The 22,278-nt window shown below is 64.8% G+C and carries 23 protein-coding genes; 9 read left to right on the top strand and 14 right to left on the bottom strand.

Features of this window, described 5'->3' with window-relative positions:
• Nucleotides 1-50 precede the first annotated feature (50 nt).
• The 3 genes from Q8Q53_RS07215 (at nucleotide 51) to uvrC (ending at nucleotide 3,361) form a co-directional block, all read left to right on the top strand.
• The gene (locus tag Q8Q53_RS07215) at nucleotides 51-632 is read left to right on the top strand and encodes a hypothetical protein (protein ID WP_305701082.1); all 582 of its coding nucleotides are present in this window, start codon (nucleotides 51-53) and stop codon (nucleotides 630-632) included.
• A gap of 150 nt (nucleotides 633-782) precedes the next feature.
• Complete coding sequence (locus Q8Q53_RS07210; RefSeq protein ID WP_305701081.1) at nucleotides 783-1,274, top strand: hypothetical protein; 492 nt, start codon at nucleotides 783-785, stop codon at nucleotides 1,272-1,274.
• Between the two features lie 149 nt (nucleotides 1,275-1,423).
• A complete protein-coding gene (gene uvrC, locus Q8Q53_RS07205) occupies nucleotides 1,424-3,361 on the top strand; it encodes an excinuclease ABC subunit UvrC (RefSeq protein ID WP_305701080.1) in 1,938 nt (645 codons plus the stop codon).
• Between the two features lie 6 nt (nucleotides 3,362-3,367).
• Here uvrC and Q8Q53_RS07200 read toward each other — a convergent pair whose 3' ends face one another.
• The 5 genes from Q8Q53_RS07200 to Q8Q53_RS07180 form a co-directional block, all read right to left on the bottom strand.
• Nucleotides 3,368-4,258 carry an acyl-CoA thioesterase II gene (locus Q8Q53_RS07200; RefSeq protein ID WP_305701079.1) on the bottom strand — a complete coding sequence of 297 codons (891 nt, stop codon included), beginning with the start codon at nucleotides 4,256-4,258 and terminating at the stop codon, nucleotides 3,368-3,370.
• Nucleotides 4,259-4,306: 48 nt separating this feature from the next.
• Complete coding sequence (locus Q8Q53_RS07195; protein WP_305701078.1) at nucleotides 4,307-5,146, bottom strand: transcriptional regulator; 840 nt, start codon at nucleotides 5,144-5,146, stop codon at nucleotides 4,307-4,309.
• Nucleotides 5,143-6,324, bottom strand: coding sequence for a GNAT family N-acetyltransferase (locus tag Q8Q53_RS07190; RefSeq protein WP_305701077.1), 1,182 nt, complete (start codon nucleotides 6,322-6,324; stop codon nucleotides 5,143-5,145). Before Q8Q53_RS07190 ends, Q8Q53_RS07195 begins: the two co-directional genes overlap by 4 nt.
• Nucleotides 6,325-6,406: 82 nt before the next feature.
• Nucleotides 6,407-8,488 carry a S9 family peptidase gene (locus Q8Q53_RS07185; RefSeq protein WP_305701076.1) on the bottom strand — a complete coding sequence of 694 codons (2,082 nt, stop codon included), beginning with the start codon at nucleotides 8,486-8,488 and terminating at the stop codon, nucleotides 6,407-6,409.
• Between the two features lie 165 nt (nucleotides 8,489-8,653).
• Nucleotides 8,654-10,777 (bottom strand): sodium-translocating pyrophosphatase, encoded by a 2,124-nt coding sequence (locus Q8Q53_RS07180; RefSeq protein ID WP_305701075.1) that lies wholly within the window; start codon nucleotides 10,775-10,777, stop codon nucleotides 8,654-8,656.
• A gap of 216 nt (nucleotides 10,778-10,993) precedes the next feature.
• Here Q8Q53_RS07180 and Q8Q53_RS07175 point away from each other — a divergent pair, with 216 nt between their 5' ends.
• The gene (locus tag Q8Q53_RS07175) at nucleotides 10,994-11,188 is read left to right on the top strand and encodes a hypothetical protein (RefSeq protein ID WP_305701074.1); all 195 of its coding nucleotides are present in this window, start codon (nucleotides 10,994-10,996) and stop codon (nucleotides 11,186-11,188) included.
• A complete protein-coding gene (locus tag Q8Q53_RS07170) occupies nucleotides 11,185-12,153 on the top strand; it encodes a fatty acid desaturase (protein WP_305701073.1) in 969 nt (322 codons plus the stop codon). The genes Q8Q53_RS07175 and Q8Q53_RS07170 overlap by 4 nt, the downstream gene beginning before the upstream one ends.
• Here Q8Q53_RS07170 and thiL read toward each other — a convergent pair.
• From thiL to hisG, 4 genes are read right to left on the bottom strand one after another with little or no spacing between them, the layout of a single operon-like run.
• Nucleotides 12,150-13,034: a thiamine-phosphate kinase gene (thiL, locus tag Q8Q53_RS07165; RefSeq protein WP_305701156.1), complete on the bottom strand. Its 885-nt coding sequence runs from the start codon at nucleotides 13,032-13,034 to the stop codon at nucleotides 12,150-12,152. The two genes, Q8Q53_RS07170 and thiL, sit on opposite strands and share 4 nt — an antisense overlap.
• Nucleotides 13,031-13,486 (bottom strand): transcription antitermination factor NusB, encoded by a 456-nt coding sequence (nusB, locus tag Q8Q53_RS07160; protein ID WP_305701072.1) that lies wholly within the window; start codon nucleotides 13,484-13,486, stop codon nucleotides 13,031-13,033. The genes thiL and nusB overlap by 4 nt, the downstream gene beginning before the upstream one ends.
• Nucleotides 13,483-14,775 (bottom strand): histidinol dehydrogenase, encoded by a 1,293-nt coding sequence (gene hisD / locus Q8Q53_RS07155; protein ID WP_305701071.1) that lies wholly within the window; start codon nucleotides 14,773-14,775, stop codon nucleotides 13,483-13,485. Before hisD ends, nusB begins: the two co-directional genes overlap by 4 nt.
• On the bottom strand, nucleotides 14,775-15,419 hold the full coding sequence (gene hisG / locus Q8Q53_RS07150) for an ATP phosphoribosyltransferase (RefSeq protein WP_305701070.1): 645 nt from the start codon (nucleotides 15,417-15,419) through the stop codon (nucleotides 14,775-14,777). Before hisG ends, hisD begins: the two co-directional genes overlap by 1 nt.
• A 48-nt stretch (nucleotides 15,420-15,467) precedes the next feature.
• On the opposite strand from hisG, the gene Q8Q53_RS07145 reads away from it, so the two are divergent.
• From Q8Q53_RS07145 to Q8Q53_RS07135, 3 genes are all read left to right on the top strand, one after another.
• Nucleotides 15,468-16,550, top strand: coding sequence for a DUF2332 domain-containing protein (locus Q8Q53_RS07145; protein ID WP_305701069.1), 1,083 nt, complete (start codon nucleotides 15,468-15,470; stop codon nucleotides 16,548-16,550).
• Between the two features lie 302 nt (nucleotides 16,551-16,852).
• Entirely contained in the window at nucleotides 16,853-18,178 is a 1,326-nt protein-coding gene (locus Q8Q53_RS07140; protein WP_305701068.1) for a TrkH family potassium uptake protein, read from the top strand.
• Nucleotides 18,168-18,827: a TrkA family potassium uptake protein gene (locus Q8Q53_RS07135; protein ID WP_305701067.1), complete on the top strand. Its 660-nt coding sequence runs from the start codon at nucleotides 18,168-18,170 to the stop codon at nucleotides 18,825-18,827. Before Q8Q53_RS07140 ends, Q8Q53_RS07135 begins: the two co-directional genes overlap by 11 nt.
• A 23-nt stretch (nucleotides 18,828-18,850) precedes the next feature.
• Here Q8Q53_RS07135 and Q8Q53_RS07130 read toward each other — a convergent pair whose 3' ends face one another.
• The 4 genes from Q8Q53_RS07130 to Q8Q53_RS07115 all read right to left on the bottom strand — a co-directional run bounded on the left by Q8Q53_RS07130 (nucleotide 18,851) and on the right by Q8Q53_RS07115 (nucleotide 21,158).
• Entirely contained in the window at nucleotides 18,851-19,003 is a 153-nt protein-coding gene (locus Q8Q53_RS07130; protein WP_305701066.1) for a hypothetical protein, read from the bottom strand.
• Nucleotides 18,996-19,919: an alpha/beta fold hydrolase gene (locus tag Q8Q53_RS07125; RefSeq protein ID WP_305701065.1), complete on the bottom strand. Its 924-nt coding sequence runs from the start codon at nucleotides 19,917-19,919 to the stop codon at nucleotides 18,996-18,998. Before Q8Q53_RS07125 ends, Q8Q53_RS07130 begins: the two co-directional genes overlap by 8 nt.
• Nucleotides 19,916-20,737 carry an SDR family NAD(P)-dependent oxidoreductase gene (locus tag Q8Q53_RS07120; RefSeq protein ID WP_305701064.1) on the bottom strand — a complete coding sequence of 274 codons (822 nt, stop codon included), beginning with the start codon at nucleotides 20,735-20,737 and terminating at the stop codon, nucleotides 19,916-19,918. The genes Q8Q53_RS07125 and Q8Q53_RS07120 overlap by 4 nt, the downstream gene beginning before the upstream one ends.
• Nucleotides 20,738-20,885: 148 nt before the next feature.
• Entirely contained in the window at nucleotides 20,886-21,158 is a 273-nt protein-coding gene (locus tag Q8Q53_RS07115) for a BolA family transcriptional regulator (RefSeq protein WP_305701063.1), read from the bottom strand.
• 40 nt (nucleotides 21,159-21,198) lie between these two features.
• Here Q8Q53_RS07115 and Q8Q53_RS07110 point away from each other — a divergent pair, with 40 nt between their 5' ends.
• Entirely contained in the window at nucleotides 21,199-21,777 is a 579-nt protein-coding gene (locus tag Q8Q53_RS07110) for a J domain-containing protein (protein ID WP_305701062.1), read from the top strand.
• Between the two features lie 4 nt (nucleotides 21,778-21,781).
• Here Q8Q53_RS07110 and Q8Q53_RS07105 read toward each other — a convergent pair whose 3' ends face one another.
• A complete protein-coding gene (locus Q8Q53_RS07105) occupies nucleotides 21,782-22,222 on the bottom strand; it encodes an SRPBCC domain-containing protein (protein ID WP_305701061.1) in 441 nt (146 codons plus the stop codon).
• Nucleotides 22,223-22,278 lie beyond the last annotated feature (56 nt).

Genomic DNA, 22,278 nt, shown 5'->3' with positions numbered 1-22,278 from the left:
CCATCCTCAACGCCGGACTATCCCGTCCGGTCAGTTGAAGGATGAATGCCATGAAGACCATGTCCAAAGCACTTGTCGGCACCATCGCGGCGGGCGCGATGGCGGTTTCCTCGGCCACCCCGGCCTTTGCTGACAGCCGTGATCGCAACCATCGGGACGGGGTAAGCGCAGGTGAGATCATTGCCGGCGCGCTGGTTATCGGTGGAATCGCCGCAGTTGCCGCATCGGCGGGGCGAGGTGATCGCTATGACACCCGTTACGACGATTACCGCTACGGCCGGGCCGGTTACGATCGCGACACCCGCTGGGGCGGCAGCCCGCGCAGTGCCGTAGAGCAGTGCGTCAATGCCGCCGAGCGCGGTGCAAGCCGCTACAGCTATGGCCGGGCCGATGTGACCGACATTCGTCAGGTCAGGGAAACCCGTTATGGCTACGAAGTGCGGGGCCGGATCGCGGTGAACACCAACTCCCGCGGCTGGCGCGCCAACGACGGCAATTATGGCCGGGGTTGGGGTAACGACTACCGTGGCTGGAACTCGAACTTGCGCGGCTACGACAGCGGCTCGTTCAAGTGCAGGGTCGAACGCGGCCGGGTGGTCGATATCGACTACAGCGGTATTCGCGGCCTCTGATAAGATGATCGCGATGGGCGGTTCAGGCAGTTGAAAGCCTGGACCGCCTAGGCGCGACAACAGAATGTGGCGGTTACGAGTCCCCGGCATGGGTCGGGGCGCCGCCGGAGGGTCTTGCAAATGGGACGCAAGGTTTCGCGTGTGGCTGCCGTGCTGGCAGCTGTGGCAACTGTTTCGATTGCGGCAACCCCCGCACAGGCGCGCGATCGCTGGGGCGGTGGCAACTGGGGTCGGCACTACCAGCATGACCGGGTCGACGCGGGCGATATTTTTGCCGGAGTGCTGATCATCGGCGCGATTGCGGCGATTGCCAGCGCATCGACCAAAGCAAAGAAAGACCAGCGCCGCGCCGAACCGGATTACCGCTATCCGGCGGATGATTACCAGCGCGGCAATTCGGGCAATTACAACTCCGACGATCGCCCTGAATGGCGCGAAGGCACGGGGATCGACAGCGCGGTGAATCGCTGCCGCGATGAAGTGTCGCGCGGCAGCACGCGGATTGACACCGTCGATAGCGTGGCGCGCGAAGGCGATGGCTGGCGCGTGCAGGGCCGGGCGACTGGCGGCGGGTCGTTCAGTTGCACGGTCGATGGCGATGGCCGGATCCGCAACGTCAATATCGACGGGCGCGCGCTCTAGTCGCAAACAAGAATAGCTGGACCGGGCTGCGTATCACCTGATGCGCGGCCCGTGTTATGTCCGGCGTGATCGCAATGTCGCGCCAATCGGGTGGGGATAGCCCCAACTCCCTGCTTCCGTGCTGGCCGGGGAACGCTTATCTGGCGCTGATGCCCCGCAATCCGACCCCTCCTGACCGGCAAAGTGGTGACCGCTTCAACGAAGGGCAGGCAACCTTCACGATGACCGGTAGTCAGCCGGACCTTGCGGCGGGGCTGGCGGCGATCCGCGAAGTGGTGGCTACGTTGAAGCCGCAGCCGGGGGTTTACCGGATGCTCGATGCGCGCGGCGATGTGCTCTATGTCGGCAAGGCGCGGGCGCTGAAGAACCGGGTGACGAACTATACCCAGGTTGACCGGCTGCCGCTGCGGATCAAGCGGATGGTCAGCCAGACGCGGTCGATGACAATCGTCACCACCAATTCCGAGGCCGAGGCGCTGCTGCTCGAAGCGCAGCTGATCAAGCGTTATCGCCCGCCCTACAACGTGCTGCTGCGTGATGACAAAAGCTTCCCGTTCATCCTGCTGCGGGCCGAGCATGACTTTCCCCGGATCACCAAGCATCGCGGCGCGCGCAAGGCGAAGGGTAACTATTACGGCCCCTTCGCCAGCGCGGGCAGCGTCAACACCACGATCAACGCGCTGCAAAAGCTGTTCCTGCTGCGCAGCTGCACCGACAGCTTTTTCAGCCGGCGCGACCGGCCGTGCCTGCTCTACCAGATAAAGCGGTGCAGCGCGCCGTGCGTCGGCCGGATCGATCCTGCGGCTTATGCCGAACTGGTGGGCGAGGCGAAGGACTTCCTCGGCGGCAAAAGCTCGGCCGTGCAGACAAAGATCGAAGCGCAGATGCAGGCCGCGGCCGCAGCGCTGGATTACGAGCGCGCCGCGATGCTGCGTGACCGGCTGCGCGCCGCGACGTTCATCCAGGGCAGCCAGGCGATCAATGCCGAGGGGGTTGGCAATGCCGACGTCTTCGGCATTGCGCAGGCGAACGGCCAGTTCGGGGTGCAGGCGTTCTTCATTCGTGGCGGTCAGAACTGGGGCCACCGCGCGTTCTTCCCCAGCCATACCGACGGGCTGGACGAAGCCGAAGTGCTGACCAGCTTCCTTGCCCAGTTCTATGAGGAAGTGCCCCCGCCGCGCACGATCCTGATCGACCGCGAGCTGCCCGAGGGTGATCTGCTGGCCGAGGCGCTGGCGGTGGCGGCGGGCGGCAAAGTCGAAATATCGGTGCCGCAACGCGGCGATCGCCGCCGCCTGATGGCGCAGGCCGAACGCAACGCGGTCGAGGCGCTGGAGCGGCGGCAGGCCGAAAGCGGCAGCAAGGCCAAGCTCAATCGTGAACTGGCCGAATTTTTGGAACTACCCGAACCGCCACAACGGATCGAGGTTTACGACAACAGTCATATCCAGGGCACCAACGCGGTCGGGGCGATGGTGGTTGCGGGGGCAGAGGGCTTCATCAAGGGCCAGTATCGCAAATGGAACATCAAGCAGCCTGAAGCGGCCGGTGATGACTATGCGATGATGCGCGAGGTGATGGGACGGCGGTTCGCGCGGGCGCAGGATGAGGATCCGGACCGCGACGGCGGGCAGTGGCCTGATCTGGTGCTGATCGATGGCGGCAAGGGCCAGATGAGTGCCGTCAAGGACACCTTGGAGGAGCTTGGGATCGAGGATGTGCCGCTCATCGCCATCGCCAAGGGGCCGAACCACGGGCGCGAAGGGCGCGAAGTGTTTCACTTCGCCGATGGCCGCGAAAAGACGCTGCCGGTCAACTCACCGCTGCTGTTCCACCTCCAGCGCCTGCGCGACGAGGTCCACCGCTTCGTCATTGGCGCGCACCGCGACAAGCGCAGCCGCGCGATCATCGCGAGTCCACTGGACGAGATTCCAGGCATCGGACCGGCCCGCAAACGCGCGCTTTTGCTGCATTTCGGTACCGCCGGAAAAGTCCGCGCCGCCGCATTGGAAGACCTGCAATGCGCCCCTGGCGTCAGCGCCGCAGTGGCGCAGACCGTGTATGATTTCTACCACCCCGGCGGGTGAGGTGGCTCAGACTTTGGACTTGATCTCGCGGATCAGGCCTTCCTGCGCTGTTTCAGCGACCAGGCGGCCATCTGCCGTATAAATGCGGCCACGGTTCATCCCGCGTGCGCCGCCGGCCCAAGGGCTATCGGTGGCGTAGAGCAGCCATTCGTCGGCGCGGAAATCGTCATGAAACCACACGGCGTGGTCCAGGCTGACGCCCATCACGTTGCCCACGGTCCATGACATGCCGTGGGGCAGGGTGCAGGTACCCAGCAGGGACATATCGCTGGCATAGGCCAGTACCGCGCGGTGGATCTTCGGATCGTCCGGCAGGCGGGCGCAGGCGCGGAACCAGGTATGGCTGAGCGGCGGGCTTGGTTCGGCTCCCATCCAGTGCCGCTTTTCGACCGGGCGCTGCTCGATCGGACGCGGGGCGATCATTTGCGCGCGCCTGTCTTCGGGCACGAGATGCAGGAATTCGCGCCGCAGGTCGGCCTCGCTCGGCAGATCGTCGGGGCGCGGCACGTCGGGCATGGCGTCCTGATGGTGAACCCCCGGTTCGCGCCGATGGAACGAGGCGACCAGGTTGAGGATCGGCTTGTCCTGCTGGCTGGCGACGACCCGGCGGTTTGAAAAGCTGCCACCATCGAGGTCGCGCTCGACCTTGAAATCGATCTCGTGGTCCTCGTTCCCGCCGCGCAGGAAATAGGCGTGGAGCGAATGGACCGGGCGGTCATCCGGCACGGTCCGTTCGGCGGAGGCAAGCGCCTGGGCAATCACTTGCCCGCCAAATACGCGGCCCACGCCGCCCCACTTGCGCCGACCGGCAAAGTGGCCATCCTCGCCCGGTTTCACGTCGAGCAGCTTGACCAGCCAGCGGACCAGTTCTTCGGGGGTGGGTTGTGCTTGTTCCATCGCCATGCCCTTTGCGGTGCAGGGCGGTGGCCGTCAACCTTGTGCCGGTCAGGCCTGCCCGCGCAGCTTGCGGATCACTCGCCAGCCCAGCGCCTTGGCGCGGTTGTCGTGCGGCCAGCGCCCGGTGCTGCGCGGCCGCAGCCCGATCCGGCGCAGCACGGAATTGAACGCCCGCGCATCCGCCTCGGCAAAGCTCCATTCGGAACGCCAGGTGATCGAGAGCGAGACGGACGGTTCAGCGCCGTTGCGCACGAAATGCGGGGCCATCACCGGCACAAACAGTGCCTCGCCAGAGGACAGGGCGAATTCGCGCCCACCCGCAGCCAGATCGTCCCGCCAGACCAGCTCGCGCCCGCCGCCGGTGTGATAGGTTTCATGGACCTCATCCGGGGCATAGTTCGCATCCCCGGCCGGGAACTGGGTCATCACCTTGCTGCCCCGGATCTGAAGCAGGATGTTGTGTTCCGGATCGAAATGATACGGCGTCACCCCGCCGGGAGAGGTGATGAAGACAAACGCCTGGGTCTTGAGCATCCGCCCGGTCCTGGCCTCGATCTCCGGGCGAATTTCGGCCAGCAACTCGGCCAGCAGCGCCGCATATTCCGGCACTTGCTCAATGTTCTTGAGCGCGGCCCAGCTGCCGGTCTGCTCGATCCGGCGGATCGTTTCGCCGATCGGAATGCCGGTCGGGGCGGGCTTGCCATCGATCCCCAGCGGCAAGTCGGCCTTGTTGTATTCAATCGATGTTTCAGGAAGCGCCTCGGCCAGACGGGCCAGCGCATCCAGTTCCAGCAACGGATGCAGGCCCAATCGGTGCGTCAGCTTGTGCGGGGCTTCGGGATAGTTTGCGGCAAAGGTTGCGCGGTCGTCGGGGGAAAACACAGTCATGGCGTTAGTCCAGCAGGATTGCGGCCGAGTTCGGCCTTGGCGATGAGACGGAAGGCGAAGCGGCGCAGCGGGCCGCCGATGGCAATGGAAACGCGGCCGATGGCGCGGCGTTCGCGCCAGATGTGGTCGATCATCGGATGATCGGCCGCGGCGCAACTATCGGTCCAGCGAACTGCGGGGTGATCCAGCATGGCGAGGTTTTCGCGCTGGAGCAGGACGCCGGGGGAAAAGCGGGAGAACCGTTCGTCGAACGCGGTCTTGTAACTGAATGCGCCGGGCGGGGTAAGGAAACTGGCCAGCATCGCAATCGGCTCGCCGTCCAGCGTCAAGGTCAACCGCTCAAGCCGGCCATGCGCGGCGGCCCCGGCCAGCCCCTCTCGGAACAGCAGGGTGGTGGCGTGGTGCGAAGCAAGTGCGGAGCCTGCGGCGCCCTTCCAGCCGGAATGCTCCAGCGCCAGAAAGTCATCGACCCAGCGCTCCAGTCCGGCGGCATCGGTGCGGCGTTCGAACTGGATGTCGCCCAGTTCGGACAGGCGGGCGAACTGGCGGCGCAGTTCCTTGCGCTTTTTGCCGGATAGCGCCGCTTCGAGATAAGCGTCGGCCGACAGGTCCGACGCAAGCATCGCGCGGTCCTCGCGGTGAACCAGTGCGGCAAAGCGGCCTTGCGCTCGCAGTTCATCGATCAGGGCCGCATAGAGCGGCCCGGCCAGCGGCAGTTGGGGCAGGTGCAGGAACAGTCCGGAGCCAGGGTTGCGGTCCGCCCATTCCAGCAGCGCCTGCCAGAACGGCCGCTCCTGCCCGGCGGCCACCAGCGGTGCGCCCAGGAAACAGTTGGGATGGTGCCAGCTGGCGAGGTGCGGGACCGGGCGCTGGTAATAGCGCCGCTCAAGCCGGATTGGCAGCAACCCGATCAGCGCGCCGTTCTGTTCGGCGCACAGCAGGGTTACGGACTGGTCGGGATCCTGCGTGCGCAGGGCAGGAAGCAGATACCAGCTTTCGAAAAACGGGTTCGGCTCGCTCGCTCGCTGGGCGAGCTTGTCCCAGGCTGCGCGGGCATCGGGGGCATCGAAGCTGGACCAGCTGGCAGTCCGCATGATCGGCGCAGGCAAGGGTATCGCCGCGGCTTCCTGCTGCGGTTCGGCCAGCGGTGCGCGCAAGGCCTGCGTTGCCACGATCATTACCCCTTGCAGCGGCGGAACCAGCGCCGCCGCAAGGGGGGTTTAACGTTGAAATGCCAAGGAATGGCTAACGCGCAGGAACCTACCGGGTGAACAGCCGCTGGGCCATCGTGGTTACGGCGGGGTCAGCTGCGGGCTTTTTGGCGAAATCGGCATCGCCGGGGATGTAGGCCGGGTTGAACCGGTCCATCCACGCCGCCGCGCCGCCCAGCCATTCCAGCCGCTCCTCCTTGGTGAAGAAGTTGCCGTAGTGGCCATTTTTCGGCTGTTCGATATAGGCGAATTCAACGCCCTCCTGTTTGCCCGATGAGCGCAACCGCGATGCCAGCGTCCGGCCCTGGGCAATCGGCACGCGCGGATCGCGCACGCCGTGGACGACGAGGATTGGCGACCATTTGGTCCGGGTCTGCAAAGCCGGTGACACATCGCCGAGCGAGTTGGCCCCCTTGGCCAGATAGTTCGCGCCGAATGAGCCGAGGTAGGCCTTGTCGTAATCGCGCATCATCGGCAGATCATAGACGCCGGCTCCTGCGACCGTGCACTTCCAGCGCTGCGGATCGCGCTGGGCGGCACGGGCGGAGGCATAACCGCCGTATGACCAGCCCATCATGCAGGCGCGGTTCGGGTCGATCTCACCCTTGGCGGCCAGATGGTCGATCACATCGTTGAGGTCGTCCTGCATCCGGGTGCCGAACCCGTCCTGGCGGCCTTTCTTGACGAACTCGGTGCCGTAACCGCCCGAACCGCGATAGTTCGGCTGGATCACGACATAGCCCTGTTCGGCGATGGACTGCGCCCATTGATCGTATTCGGCGTTGTCGCGCACGCCATACGGGCCGCCGTGAGTGAGTACCACGACCGGTAGCTTGCCTTGACCCGCGCGCAGGCGCGGACGGGTTACCACAGCCTCGATTTCCAGCCCGTCGCTGGCCTTGTAGCGGATCGCCTCGACCGGGTTCATCCGCCCGTCCTTGATCTGTGCATTCTCATGCCCGATCAATTGCATCTGGCCGGTCGGCACATCGTAGAGATAATAGGAGTTCAACTGGTCGGGCCGTGCAAGCGAGACAATCAGTTTGGTATCGCCGTCGTTGGTGGAAACGATGGTGGCGTTGCCTTCGCCGAAGCTTTCCTCAAGGAAACCCTGGACTGCCTTCAGTTTGGCGTCGACAAACTTCTGGCGGGGGCGATCGGTGGTGTAAGTGAACCCGATGATTCCGTTCTCGCGCTCGTTCGCAATGGCGGAGGAGGCGTCATACCCATCCGGGGCAGAGAAGACCTTGCCGACGATGGTCATCGTCTTGAGGTTGGCCTTGTAGATGGCGGTGTAGCCTTCGTGGTTGCTGGCTACGATCGCCATGTCCGGTTCGTCCAGGAACACGATCGGATCGATTCCTGATCCGGTGAAATTGGTGTCGACTACCTTTTGCACCGTGGTGATCGGATCGCCCGCTTTGGAGCGGTAAAGCGAGCGTTGCTCGCCTGAATCGCGGTCCGATGCGCCGCCCCAGCGGACTACGCCTTTGCCATCGGCAGCCCAGCCGCCGACCACCGGGTTTGGCTGCTGAACGATGCTCAGCGTCTTGCCAGTGGCGATATCGACCCACTCCACGCGATAACGGAACATCAGTTCGGTGTTGCCGGTATCGACCTGCCGGGCCAGCAGGAGACGGCCATTTTCCTTGTCGATATGCAGCACTGACCCGGCATCCCCGGTCGAATCGCGCCAGGCAATCGGGACGACCGCACCGGTTTCGACGTCATACGACGCGATCCGGCGCAGATCGATGCGCTGGCCCTGAATGTTTTCCCGCGAACCCAGCGTGATCAGCAGATGCCGGTTCGTTGCCCAGCGATAGGACTGGACCGAGCGCTGGCCGGCTTCCTTGTAGGTTTCGGCCGTCGCGAACACCTTGGGCTTGCCGCCATTGACCAGATCGAGGACGGCATAAGCATAATCATTCCCGCCACCCAGCGTGACCGCGGCCTTCGTTCCGTCGGGCGACAGGCGCAGCGTGGACATCGCAGGCAATTCGGCCAGTGTGGCCATTGGCACTTTGGCTGCGACCGGTTCGCCCGGCGTGGTCTGCGCCAGTGCCGGGGCGGCAAGTGCCAGGCCCAGTGCGGCCAGGCTGCTGGCGAGCAACGAAGTCTTGAGCTTCACAATATGCTTCCTTCCATCGGCCACGGCGAACGTGGCGGTTCAATGCCCGGCAGATTACCGCAAGACCCGGTTGACGCAATGGGGGGCAACCATTTGCCCGCAAAGCAAAACCCCGCCCGGATCGCTCCGGACGGGGTTTGCTGTCACCGCAGTGTCAGGCTGGGGTCAGTGTGCCCCGGCCAGCGCCGCGAGCAGCAGCAGCGCGACGATGTTGGTGATCTTGATCATCGGGTTGACGGCCGGACCGGCGGTATCCTTGTAAGGATCGCCGACCGTGTCACCGGTCACCGCGGCCTTGTGGGCTTCGCTGCCCTTGCCGCCGTGATGGCCGTCTTCGATATACTTCTTGGCGTTGTCCCAGGCTCCGCCGCCCGACGTCATCGAGATGGCGACGAACAAGCCGCCCACGATCACGCCCAGCAGCAACGCCCCCAGTGCGGCAAAGCCATTGGCTTCACCGGCTACCCCGGCGATCACGAAGTAGACCACGATCGGCGCAAGCACCGGCAGCAGCGACGGGATGATCATTTCCTTGATCGCCGCCTTCGTGACCAGGTCAACCGTGCGGGCATAGTCCGGACGGCTGGTGCCAGCCATGATACCCGGATTTTCCCGGAACTGGTTGCGCACATCAAGCACCACGTCACCAGCTGCACGCCCCACGGCGGTCATGCCCATCGCACCGAACAGATACGGGAGCAGTGCGCCAAGCAGCAGGCCAACGATGACATAGGGGTTTTCAAGGCTGAAGCTGACCTCAAGGTCCGGGAAGAACTCCCGGAGGTCAGCCGTGTAGGCCGCGAACAGCACCAGCGCGGCAAGCCCCGCCGAGCCGATTGCATAGCCCTTGGTCACAGCCTTGGTGGTGTTGCCCACCGCGTCGAGCGCGTCGGTCTTTTCACGGACCGAATCGTCAAGGCCGGCCATTTCGGCAATGCCACCGGCATTGTCGGTAACCGGACCATACGCGTCGAGCGCCACGACCATCCCGGCGAGCGCCAGCATTGCGGTTGCGGCATAGGCAATCCCGATCAGTCCGGCGAGCTGGTGGGCAATGATGATGCCCGCACAGATCACCAGCGTCGGCAGCGCGGTCGATTCAAGGCTGATTGCCAGACCCTGGATCACGTTGGTGCCGTGCCCGGTTTCCGACGACTTCGCGATCGAGCGCACCGGCCGATAGTTCGTGCCGGTGTAGTATTCGGTGATCCAGATGATCAGCCCGGTGATGATCAGGCCGAGCAGCGAGCAATAGAACAGCGTGCGTCCGGTGAAGTTCACCGTATCACCCAGCACCGTGTACGACATCGCGGTTTCCATGCCGCCCAGGGCATAGGAAATTGCCCACCAGATCGCGCCGACTGAAAGAACGGCAGTGACCAGGAAGCCCTTGTACATGGCCCCCATGATGTTGTTCGATTTGCCCAGCTTCACGAAGTAGGTGCCGATGATGCTGGTGACGATGCAGACGCCGCCGATCAGCAGCGGCAGCGCCATCAGCGCCTGGAGTTGTTCCCCGCCGATGCCCTTGAGCAGCAGCGCGGTCAGCACCATCGTCGCGCCCACGGTCACGACATAGGTTTCGAACAAGTCGGCCGCCATGCCGGCACAGTCGCCCACGTTGTCGCCCACGTTGTCGGCGATCACGGCCGGGTTACGTGGATCGTCTTCCGGAATACCTGCCTCGACCTTGCCGACCAGATCGGCGCCGACGTCGGCAGCTTTGGTGAAGATCCCGCCGCCCAGGCGCGCGAAGATCGAGATCAGCGACGCACCGAAGGCCAGCGCGACCAGACCGTTGACCACGGTGCGGTCAACGCCGCCCACGGTCTTGCCCATGATCGCGGTCAGATACCAGTAGAACACCGCAATCGAGAGCAGTGCCAGACCGGCCACCAGCATCCCGGTGATCGCACCAGCGCGGAACGCCAATGTCAGGCCGGCCTGCAACCCGGTCTGCGCGGCAGCAGCCGTGCGGACGTTCGCGCGGACCGAGATGTTCATGCCGACAAAACCGGCCACGCCCGAAAGGACCGCGCCGATGATGAAGCCGGATGCGGATACCAGGCCAAGGAAATAGGCCACCAGCGCCGCCACGACCACACCGACAATCCCGATGGCGGTATATTGGCGGCTCAGGTAGGCTTGTGCGCCTTCCTGGATCGCTTCGGCAATTTCCTGCATCTTCTCATTGCCGGCCGGTGCCCCTAGCACCTGCCGACTGGTTACAAAGCCGTAGACCACGGCCAATAGTCCCAAGACTATCGCGATCGTGACAAGATCATTCACGCAACGCTCCCCCTTATTAATTGTGGCCACAGGATGCCCCCAAGGGGGCGGGTGGTCGGCGCGAAGCTTAAGCCCGGTTTCGGGCTTTGCAATGCTTTACCGCCAACCCGCCCGCAGCGGCGCAATCTGGTCTGCCGCTGGGGTCGTTCCCTTTCGGAACAGTCTCTGGAACAACGATTCTTGCCAGCCTTCGTGGTTTATGAGAAGTTAACCACCATGACCACGGCGATCAAACAACTGTTCCATTGGATGCCATTCCTGTTCGGAATCGGCTTCATCGCTCCGCTCATCGCGCAGATGCTGCAATACTGGCAGGTTGCCGCCCCGGTGGGGCTCAGCCCGATTCAGTTCGGGCTGTTGATCGGCGCGCCGTGGGGGCTTTACGCAACGCTGCGGGGGCGCTGGCTATGAACGAATTGAGCACGCTGCAACCCGGCGTTGCGCTGGCCCCGGACCAGGGCGAAGCACCCGCGATCGCGCTGGGGGCTGGCGATGGGCTGGACGCGCACACCCGCCGGACACTGTTGCAACAGGAACGGGCGATTGCGCGCAAATACACGTCTGATCCCAGGAAAATGTGGCCCTATACTGCGGTTACGCTGGGCTGCTTTGCGCTGTGGCTGGCATTCTGGCCGTTGGCGATGCTGGATATCCTGCCGCTGTGGCTGGGTTTTGTTGCCAGCACCGTTTTCGCCGCTGGGGGCTATATCACCAGCCATGAAGCGATGCATTCCAACATCGGACGTCCCGGAACGAAAGCCCGGTTCTGGAACGAGGCGGTTGGTCAGGTCGCCACGATCATCCTGATCTTCCCGTTCAGCATGGCGCGGATGATGCATCTGCATCACCACTATTACACCAACGATCCGGACAAGGATCCGGACTACACCGATGCCGCGCCGGGCAAGTATTCCGCCTGGTACAAGACCTGGTTGAATCGCCAGCCGGGGGTCGATGGTTCGATCCATCACTACAAGCGCATTCTGGAACGGATCGGCACGCCCGCCGCCAAGGCGGCGCTGCGCGACACGATGATCCTGCAGCTGTTTTCGATGGCGTTCTTCTTCACGATGGCGTGGTCAGGCTATGCCATGGAAGTGGCGCTGCTGTGGTGGTTGCCGCGTCATCTTGGGCTGTCGTACATCCGCTTCTGGCTCAGCTGGGCACCGCATCACCCGCGCACCGGCACGGGCCGATATGACAACACCCGCGTATTCAGAACCTGGATCGGCCATCACCTGTCGATGGGGATGCAATATCACGTGGTCCACCACCTCTATCCCGAAGTGCCCAACCACATGACGCGCTATGCCTACCGCGAAATGAAGCCGCTGCTGGAAGCGCGCGGCGTGGATTGCAGTCCGCTGAAGGATTAGGCGCCGTCCGCTTGACCGTGTTCATAGCCTAACCGGCCAGACACAGGCGCGCCGTCCAGCAGGATTGGCGCGCTTTGTCGTTCCAGCACAATGCCGATGCGCCACGCGGGGCAGGGCGGCGGGACATCGGCGGGGAGCGTGAACAACAGCTGATAGTCATCGCCCCAGCGCAGCGCTTCATCCCGGCGGGCTTCGGGTGTGGCGATCGGCACGGCCATGCGTTCCACCACGATGGTCACGCCAGAGGCATCGGCCATGCGGCTGGCATCGAGCAGCAGTCCATCCGATACATCCATGACCGCGCTGACCAGCGGGGCGAGCATTTGCCCTTCGACCAGCAGCGCGGACGGATGGCGATAGGCGCTCGAATCGCCGGTCCCGGCCCTGAGGGCTTCAAGCCCCAGCATGGCAGCGCCGACCGGGCCGGTGATCCACAGCCCGTCGCCCACTTGCGCGCCGCTGCGCGATGGCACCGGGCGGTGGGATGCACGGCCAATCGCGGTCAGGCCGACGCTTTGCGGTCCGTCGGCGCGGACGGTATCGCCGCCCAATAGCGCGGCATCTCCGTAATGCTGGAGCGCCGCCTGAAGGCCGCGCAGGAACGCGGCGTCATCGCGTCCCAACTGATAGCTCAGCAGCACCGCCAGCGGCTGCGCGCCCTTGGCGGCGAGGTCCGACATATTGGTCGCAACCAGCTTCCACGCGACATCAGTCGGGTCTTGTCCGGGCAGGAAATGCACGCCCTCGACCATCGTGTCGTGGGTCAGCACCAGCGTTTCGCCGCCCACTTCCAGCACGGCGGCATCATCGGCCAGTCCGCGCGCGGCGGGGTGCGTGGCGATAGCTCGCAAGGCGTCAATGAAGGCGCTTTCGCGGCTCAGCGCACGGCCTTTGCCACGGCGTCGAGCAGCCCGTTTACGAACTTTGCCTCACGCGCCTCGAAAAATGCGTGCGCCACATCGACATACTCGCTGATCGCGGTTGCAGTCGGCACGTCGGGACGGGCGATCAGTTCATACGCGCCGGCACGCAGGATCTGGAGCATGGTCTTGTCGAGCCGTTCCAGCTTCCAGCCTTCGGCCAGTTTGCCCGACAGCAGCGTGTCGATTTCATCGCGGCGCGCGACCGCGCCCTTGATCAGATCGTCGAAGAACGCGCTTTCAGCCTCGGCATACTGGTCGCCTTCGATTTCCGCGCCCAGCCGGTGGCGGTGGAATTCGTCGAGCAGCTTGGGCAGCGGGCTGGCTTCCATGTCCAGCTGGTAAAGCGCCTGCACGGCGGCCAGCCGCGATGCGGCGCGGGCTTTGGCGGTGGCGCTGTTGTGCGGTTTCATATGCCTAGTCTCACTTCGATCGAACGGGCGTGCGCGGGCAGACCTTCGGCATCGGCCAGTTGGATGGCGGCGGGGCCGATCGCGCGCAGGGCGGCCTCGTCCAGCTGGATGAAGCTGGTGCGCTTCATGAAATCGAGCACCGAGAGGCCGGATGAGAACCGCGCACGGCGACCCGTGGGGAGAACGTGGTTGGGGCCAGCGACATAATCTCCGACCGCTTCGGGGGTCATGCGGCCCAGGAACACCGATCCGGCATGGCGAATCGCGTCCATCAGCGGCTGCGGATCGGCCACGGCCAGCTGCACGTGTTCGGCCGCGAGCGCGTTGGCGAGCGCCGGGGCCTCATCCATGCTGGCAACTTCGATGATGACGCCATGGGTGTTCCAGCTTTCGGCCGCGACCCGCGCGGTTGGCAGCATCGCCAGTTCCACGCCGACGCGGTCGGCCACGGTGTCGGCGAACAGCGGATCGTCGGTGATCAGGATCGATTGGGCGGACGGATCATGCTCGGCCTGGCTGAGCAGGTCGGCGGCGGTCCATTCGGGGTCGTTCTGGCCATCGGCAATGACCAGGATTTCGCTGGGACCGGCGACCATGTCGATCCCGACCACGCCGAAAAGCTGGCGCTTGGCTTCGGCCACCCAGGCATTACCGGGGCCGGTGATGACGTCGACCGGCTTGATCCGCTGCGTGCCATAGGCCAGCGCGCCCACCGCCTGCGCGCCGCCGATGCGCCACACTTCATCCACCCCGGCCAGATACGCGGCGGCGAGGACCAGCGGGTTGACCACGCCCTTCGGCGTCGGGGTGACCACGACCAGCCGTTCCACCCCGGCCACCTTGGCGGGAATGGCGTTCATCAGCAGCGACGACGGGTACGCCGCGCGCCCGCCGGGCACATAGAGGCCAGCCGCATCGACCGCCCGCCAGCGTGCACCGAGCCGTACGCCTGCGGCGTCGGTTTCATCGCGGTCAGCGGGCAACTGCGCCTCGTGATAGGCGCGAATGCGCTGGGCGGCGAGTTCCAGTGCGGCGCGGAGGTCCGGCTTCAGCTCGTCGAAGGCGGCGCGGCAGGCGCCCAGCGGGATGCGCCAGTCATCGTCGGTGGTGAGGGTGTGGCCATCGAACTTCGCGGTCAGCTCAGCCAGCGCTGCATCCCCGCGCTGGCGGACGTCGGCGAGGATCAGCGAGACATCGCGTGAGACGTTCTCGTCGCTTTCGCGGCGGTCCTGCACCAGACGGCGAAACGCCTGTTCGAACCCTGCCTCACTGGTCTTCAGGCGCAACATCAGTCGGCCACCAGGGCACGGAAACGCTCCACCAGGGCGGCGACACGCTCATCCGTTTTCAGCGCCGCGCGGTTGACGATCAGGCGGGCTGAAATGTTCAGGATCGTGCTGGTTTCGACCAGCCCGTTGTCCTTCAGCGTGCGCCCGGTCGAGACGAGATCGACGATCCGGCTGGCCAGACCAAGGCCGGGGGCGAGTTCCATCGCGCCGTTCAGCTTCACCACTTCGGCCTGAATGCCCATCCGTTCGAAATGGCGGCGGGTGAGGTTGGGATACTTGCTGGCGACGCGCAGGTGACTGATGCGCGCGGGGTCTTCGCTGGGGCCGACCGGTTCGGCGACCGACAGGCGGCAGTGCCCGATGTTCAGATCAACCGGGGCGTAAAGGTCTGAATAGGCGAATTCTTCCACCACATCCGACCCGACGATGCCGCACTGCGCCGCGCCGTGGGCGACAAACGTGGCCACGTCGAACGCGCGGACGCGGATCAGGCGCATGGCGCTGTCTTCACAGGCGAACGACAGCGCACGGTTGGCCTTGTCGTGGAAGCCCGGTTCGGGCACCACACCGGCACGCGCCATCAACGGCAGCGCCTCATCAAGAATGCGGCCCTTGGGCACGGCGAAAGTAAGCGGTCGGGTCATAAGGGGCGGCGTTTAGGCGGCATGGGCGCAAAGGGCAAGGAGTGGTGGATGCAGGACAAATACGAGCCGATCGACATACAGGCGACCGGCAGCGGGGCGGTGGCGGCGGCGTTTGTCAATCAGGTGGCCTATTGCGCTGCGGCGGATGCCCCGATCACGGGGCGGATCTGCGCGGCGGTGGGGGAATTGCTGGCGCGGGGTGAGGGCGGTCCGCTGCTGGACCGGGTCCGCAACTGGCCCGGTGCGCCGCTGGCGGATGCGCTGCCGCTGCGGCTGGCGGGCGGGTTGCATGCCTTGCACCTGAGCGGGACCGAACCGGCGCTGGCGGCGATTTATGAGGACCAACCCGGCGTTGACGATCCCGCAATCGTCGCAGCCGCGATCCACACCCACGAAGCTGCGCTGCTGCCCTGGCTGGACGGCCCGCCGCAGACCAACGAGGCCGGGCGCTCGGCCAATTTCATCGCCGCGATGCTGTGGCTGGCGGGGCAGGGACTGCCGCCGCGCTTCGAGTGTCTGGAGATCGGATCGAGCGCGGGGATCAACCTGATGCTGGAGCGCTATCACTATGATCTGGGCGGGGTGCAGGTGGGGCCGCTGCCGGGGGCGATGGCGTTCCGGCCGGAGTGGCAAGGCAGCCCGCCGCCGGACGCTACCATCCAGATTGCCTCGACCAAAGGCTGCGATGTCGCGCCGGTGGACCTGACCGACCCGGCGCAGGCGCTGCGGCTGAAAGCCTATATCTGGCCCGAACACACCGTCCGGTTCGAACGGATGGCCGCCGCGATTGCCGAGGCGGGCCAATCCCCGCCCGATCTGGTAAAAATGAATGCCGCCGATTTCGTCGAGGCGCAGCTGGCCCGGCCGCAGGACGCCGGCACGACGCGGGTGCTGATGCATTCCATCGTCTGGCAATATGTTCCCGCCGATCAGCAAGCCCGCATCACCGCCGCGATGGAAGCCGCCGGAGCGCGGGCCACGCCGGACCGCCCGCTGGCATGGGTCGCGCTGGAGGCCAATCGCACGGTCCACCTGCACGAGCTGGTCATGCGCCACTGGCCCGGCGACGGTGAGCCGGTCATGCTCGCCCGCGCGCATCCGCATGGGGCGAGTATTGACTGGTGGGTTTAGGGGGGTGAGAACGGCAAGCGGTTCCGCGCTGCCCGACGGCGCATCAGAACCTGCCCTAAGTTCACCCGTCCAGATGTCAGCCACTTGGCCGTCTGCGGAATGGGTTACGGACTGAAACGCGCGTAAGCCGAAATTCCGCTTTAAGGTGACGCTCTCTGGTCAGCTCGTGTCCGAAAATGGGCGGAATGCTGCTATGATGGTGCGCGACGGGTATCCACCCATGACGCTGTTGGCGATTATGGCCGGGATGTCCGGCCGATCATGCCCTTGCTCATCGCAGGAACCTGCGGCAATCACGCCGCATGAAATCGCTGCGCAATCCGATCCGGCTGGTGCCGAGCCTGTTTTTGCTCGCCATCACCATTGGCACAGTGTTGCTGAGCCTGCCGATTGCCACTGCTGAAGGAACCCCGGCTCCATTCCTCACGGCTCTGTTCACTGCCACATCGGCGGTCGCAGTCACTGGGCTGGTAGTGGTCGATACTGGCACATATTGGTCACCGTTCGGGCAGGTGGCGATCCTGCTGATGTTCCAGATTGGCGGGCTTGGCATTATGACGGCCGCCACCCTGTTCGGACTGATCGCCGGGCGCGGGTTCGGGTTGCATGATCGCATCGCGACGCAGGTCGAGCGTGGGCGGCTGGAGCGGGGGGATGCGCTGTCGGTTCTCAAACTAGTGCTTGGCGTCACAATCGCCGTTGAGGCTTCGGTGGCGACCATCCTTGCCGTCCGTATGGCTAGTTACGACATGAGCGTCGGCAACGCCGTTTGGCATGGGGTGTTCCATTCGATCAGCGCTTTCAACAATGCCGGCTTTTCGACCCATGCCGACAGCGTGATGGGCTATCAGGCCGACCCGCTGATTCTCGTGCCGATCATGGTGGCGATCACCCTTGGCGCAATCGGCTTTCCGGTGTTGCAGGATCTGCGCGATAAGCGGCTGGAATGGCGGCGGTGGTCGCTGCATTCCAAGGTCACGGTCTATGGCTCGCTGGCGCTGCTGGCGTTGGGCTTCGTGGCGATCCTGGTGATGGAATGGAGCAATGCTGCCACCCTCGGCCCAATGGGTGTAGGGACCAAGCTGCTCAACGCCGCGTTCCATTCGGTGATGCCGCGCACGGCGGGCTTCAACAGCGTCGATGTCGGCGGTTTTCATGATCAGACGCTGATGGTCAATTACCTGCTGATGTTCATCGGCGGCGGCAGCGCGGGCACGGCCGGCGGGATCAAGGTCACGACCTTCGTCGTTCTGTTCGCCATAGTGCTGTCTGAAGTGCTGGGCCACCGCGATGCGGGGCTTTTCCAGCGTCGGTTCGGCCACGAGTTGGAGCGGCAGGCGCTGACAGTGACTGTGCTCTCCGCTAGCCTGGTGTTTGCCGCCACCACCTACATTGCGTCGATCACCACGCTGCCGCTGACCGATATCCTGTTCGAATGCATTTCAGCCTTCGCCACCGTCGGCCTGTCAACCGGCATCACCGCCGACCTGCCACCATCCGCACAGGTTGTGATCGTGCTGCTGATGTTTATCGGCCGGGTGGGAACGATTACGTTCGCCACCGCGCTAGCGGTTGGACGAACCCCGCAACTCTATCGCTATCCCAAGGAGAATCTCATTGTCGGCTGACAAGCACAAACCTGTTCTGGTCGTCGGTCTGGGCCGCTTTGGCGGCGCTGTGGCCCGCAGGCTTAGCAGCATGGGCAGCGAAGTGCTGGGGGTCGACAGCGATCCGCAGCTGGTGCAGCGCTATGCCGAGGATCTGACCAAGGTGGTCGAGGCCGATTGTACCAATGGCGAAGTGCTGCGGCAGTTGGGCGTGGCTGATTTCGACACGGCGGTGGTCGGTATCGGCACCGACATCGAAGCCAGCGTGCTGACGGTGCTGGCACTCGCGGAAATGGGGATATCGAACATCTGGGCCAAAGCGAGCAACGCGAATCATGCCCGCATCCTTGAACGAATCGGCGCTACGCATGTGGTGTTCCCGGAAGAACGCATGGGCGAGCGCGTGGCGCATCTTCTCAATGAACGGCTGCTCGATTTCATCGCTTTTGATGATGAATTTGCCATCGCCCGGCTGCGCGCACCCGAACCCATCCATGGCCTGCCGCTGGTCATCAGCGCATGCCGTGAGAAGTACAAAGTGACCGTGGTGGGTGTGAAACGCACTGGCGAAGCGTTCATTTATGCCGTCCCTGATACCATCATCTTCCCCGATGACGAATTGGTCGTGTCGGGTCGAATCAGTGATCTTGAACACTTCTCCGCGATCTGACTGCAAGCAGAACGCTGTTGCGCTTAATCACCCTCCGCTAACCGGTAACCCACGCCCGGTCCGTTGATCAGCGGTCGCCGGTTGGCAGGCCACAGTTCTGGCTTGCGCCGCATGGATCGGATCGCGGCGGGCAGCAAATCGAGATCGTCCCGGTGCGCCGGGCTTGCTTCAGCCATCGGCAGTCCGCGCCAGAAAAGCATCCAGCGCAGCATTGACCGCTGCGGGGGCTTCCCACGGCACGAAATGGCCGCAGCCGGGGACTTTGACCACGGTCAGATCGTCGATGATCTGGTCCATCCCGTCGAGGTTTTCAGGCGGCAGGGCGTGATCGTCCAGCGCCCAGATCACCATGGTCGGGATGGTCAGCTGCGGGATGGGGTAGGGCTTCCACCCGGCGGGCAGTTCATAGGGCGCGTCCATGTCCAGCACTTCCATCGGGCTGGCGCGGTACCAGTTGAGCATGGCGATGGCGGCATCGGGATCGGCCCAGTCGGCCAGCAGGGCGGCGCGCTCTTCCGGTTCCAGCGCGGGGGATGCATCGCGCCCGCCGAACGCCTTCAGCAGCAGCGCGCCCAGCCCGTGCTGGCGCACCAGTTCATCGTTTGCGGTGTCGCGGAAGTCGCGGAAATACTGGCTGGCGGCGCGCTGGGCGCGATTGGTGTAAAGCAGGCGCGGGAAGATCGTGGGATGCGGCGCATTGGCGATCACCGCGCGGGTGACGCGGCCACTGGCCTGTCCGGTCAAGGCCACGCCCCAGGCAATCGCGCCGCCCCAGTCATGGCCCAGGATGGTGAAATGCTGCACCCCCAGCGCATCGGCCAGCAGGAACACGTCGCCGATCAGCTTGTCGGGGGTATAGTTCTCGATCCCGTCCGGCTTCGACGTCCCGCGATAGCCGCGCTGGTCCGGCGCGATGCAGCGAAACCGGGCAGACAGGTGCGCGATCTGGTGGCGCCAGGTGCGGTGGCTTTCCGGAAAACCGTGGAGGAAGATCAGCACCGGCGCATCGCGCGGGCCAGTGTCCACGACGTCCAGTTCGATCCCGTTGGCGAGGCGGACGCGCTGCTGTTCCAGCTTGATATAGCCGGTCATTGCGCGGTCACGCCCATCTTGGCGGCGTACCCGGCGTTGAAGGATTCGATCATCTTGTCAAACAGCACTTCGGGCGTGCGGCGTTCCTGCGCGATCCACTGTTCCATGCCGTGTTCGGCAATCGCCACTTCGCGTTCCCCTGCATCGATCGCGGCGAGCATCCGGGCGGCGAATTCATCGGGATCGATCCCGCTGTCGATGGCTTCATCGCTTTCCCCGCGCCGCGATCCATCGGCGGTGACGGCGTTGCGCGATACATCGGTGCGGATCGAGCCGGGGGTGACGCCGATCACGCTGATCCCGTGCGCGCTGAGTTCAATCCGCAGCGCATCGGCATAACCGATCAGCCCGTGCTTGGCCGCGCAATAGGCCGAGCGCAGCGGCGAGCCGACTTTGCCCGCGAGGCTGGAAATCATCACGATCTGCCCGGTCCCCCGCGCCGCCATCCGCTTCAGCAGCGCCTGCGTGAGCGCGATGGGGCCGAGCAGATCGACGTCGATCATCCGCTGATAGACCGCAAAGTCAGTGTCGATGGCCAGCGAGCGCTGCGAAATCCCGGCGTTGTTGACCAGCACGTCGATCCCGCCCGACCAGTCCCACGCGGTATCAGCAGCAGCGCGGGCGGCCTCAAAGTCCGCCGCTTCGAACGGCAGGACCAGCGTTTCGGTCCCGCACTGCGCCGCGACCGCTTCCAGCGCTGTGCGGTTGCGGCCCGACAGGATCACCCGCAGCCCGCGCCCCGCATAAGCCCGCGCCAGCGCCGCGCCGATGCCGGACGATGCGCCGGTGATCCATGCGGTCCTGGTTGCCTCAGTCATCGAACTCTCCCTGTTATTGCATTTGGCAGCAGGGTGGAGCGATCAGTCGCTGTTGGTCAAGGGCGCTTGCGGCAGCGGGATGTGGGAAAGCGCCCGGCGGTCATCAGGTTGGCCTGGCCGGGGCGGAGCGCGGTCAGGCTGGAGATCGTCACTCTCCCGGTGCGCGCGCCTTGATGGCGAGGGCGTGGACACGCTGCCCCGGAATATCGCCCAGCGCGGCGTTGACCATCCGCTGCCGCGCCAGCCGCGACTGGCCCGCAAAGGCGGCGCTTTCGATCTCCAGCGTGAAGTGCGATTCGCCCGATCCGTCATCGCCGGAGTGGCCGTGGTGGCGCGCGCTGTCGTTGATCACGGCAAGGTGGGTGGGCTGGAACGCTTGCGTCAGCAGCGTTTCCATTTCGAGTGCAAGGGGGCCTGTCATGGCTTCCTTTCTAGCGGAACAATCGCCATGGGGAAACGCTGTGAGACATGATCGCTTTCATGGCCGCGTTGGCGCGGCAGGCCGGGGCTGTGACCGGCCCGGCTGCCGCGAGGCGGGGGAATTCCGCGCGCCCGGTCCGCGCGGCTCCAGCTTTGACGGGCCGGGCGATTACCGCTGGTTCTGCCTCGATCACGTGCGCGAATTCAACGCGGGCTATGACTGGTTCGAAGGGATGACGGCCGAGGAAATCATGCACGCGCAGTCCCCGATCCACGGCTGGGAACGCGAAACCCGGGCGTTCAACCCGACGGCTGGAATCGATGCCGCCCCGCGCTGGGCGGACTTTGCCGACCCGCTCGAAGCGATCAGCGCCCGCGCCCGCGCACGCCGCCCGGCGCAGCGCAAGGATGGCCGCGCGGTGACGCCCGATGAGCGACGCGCGCTGGAATTGCTGGGCCTGCCGCTCGATTCGGACCGGATGATGCTGCGCAGCCGCTATTCCGCGCTGGTCCGCGAATATCACCCGGATCGCAACGGCGGCGACCGCAGTTTTGAAAAGCGATTGCAAGCGGTGGTGGAGGCGTATCAGTTGCTGCGCAAGGCGGCGGCGTTCGCCTGACGGGTCACGCGGCTTCGCACAGCGCCTGCAACTGATCGGCGCAGACGCCCCAGCCTTGTTCGAACCCCATTTCCTTGTGATGGGCCATGCTTTCGGGCGTCCAGTGGCGGGCGCGGGCGGTGTAGCGGGTGCCGGTGCCTTCGGCCTGCACTTCCCAGATGCCCAGCATGAACGGACCCGAAGGTTCCAGATCGCCCGTAATCGCATCGGTCATCGCAAAGCGGCGGCCTTCGTCCCATGCCGCGATGAAGCCAGGGTGCCGGTTCACTTCGCCGTCCGGGCCATGCATCACGATCAGGGATTGCCCGCCGGGCGCGCGGTCCAGCCGTTCGACTTCGGCGCGCCAGGGCTTGGGGCACCACCATTCGCCCATGCGGTTGGTCAGCATATCCCACACTTTGGCAGGCGCGGCGTCGATCAGGCGGGTAACGGAAAGTTCGTACATGGGCCTTTGTGCTCTCCCGGCAGCAAAACGAGTCGTATTTTGCAATCTAATCCATA

The sequence above is a fragment of the Novosphingobium sp. genome, from assembly GCF_030699305.1.
Taxonomy (GTDB): domain Bacteria; phylum Pseudomonadota; class Alphaproteobacteria; order Sphingomonadales; family Sphingomonadaceae; genus Novosphingobium.
The sequence above is the reverse complement of the archived record's forward strand: the minus strand, read 5'-3'. Positions and strand labels throughout refer to the sequence as shown.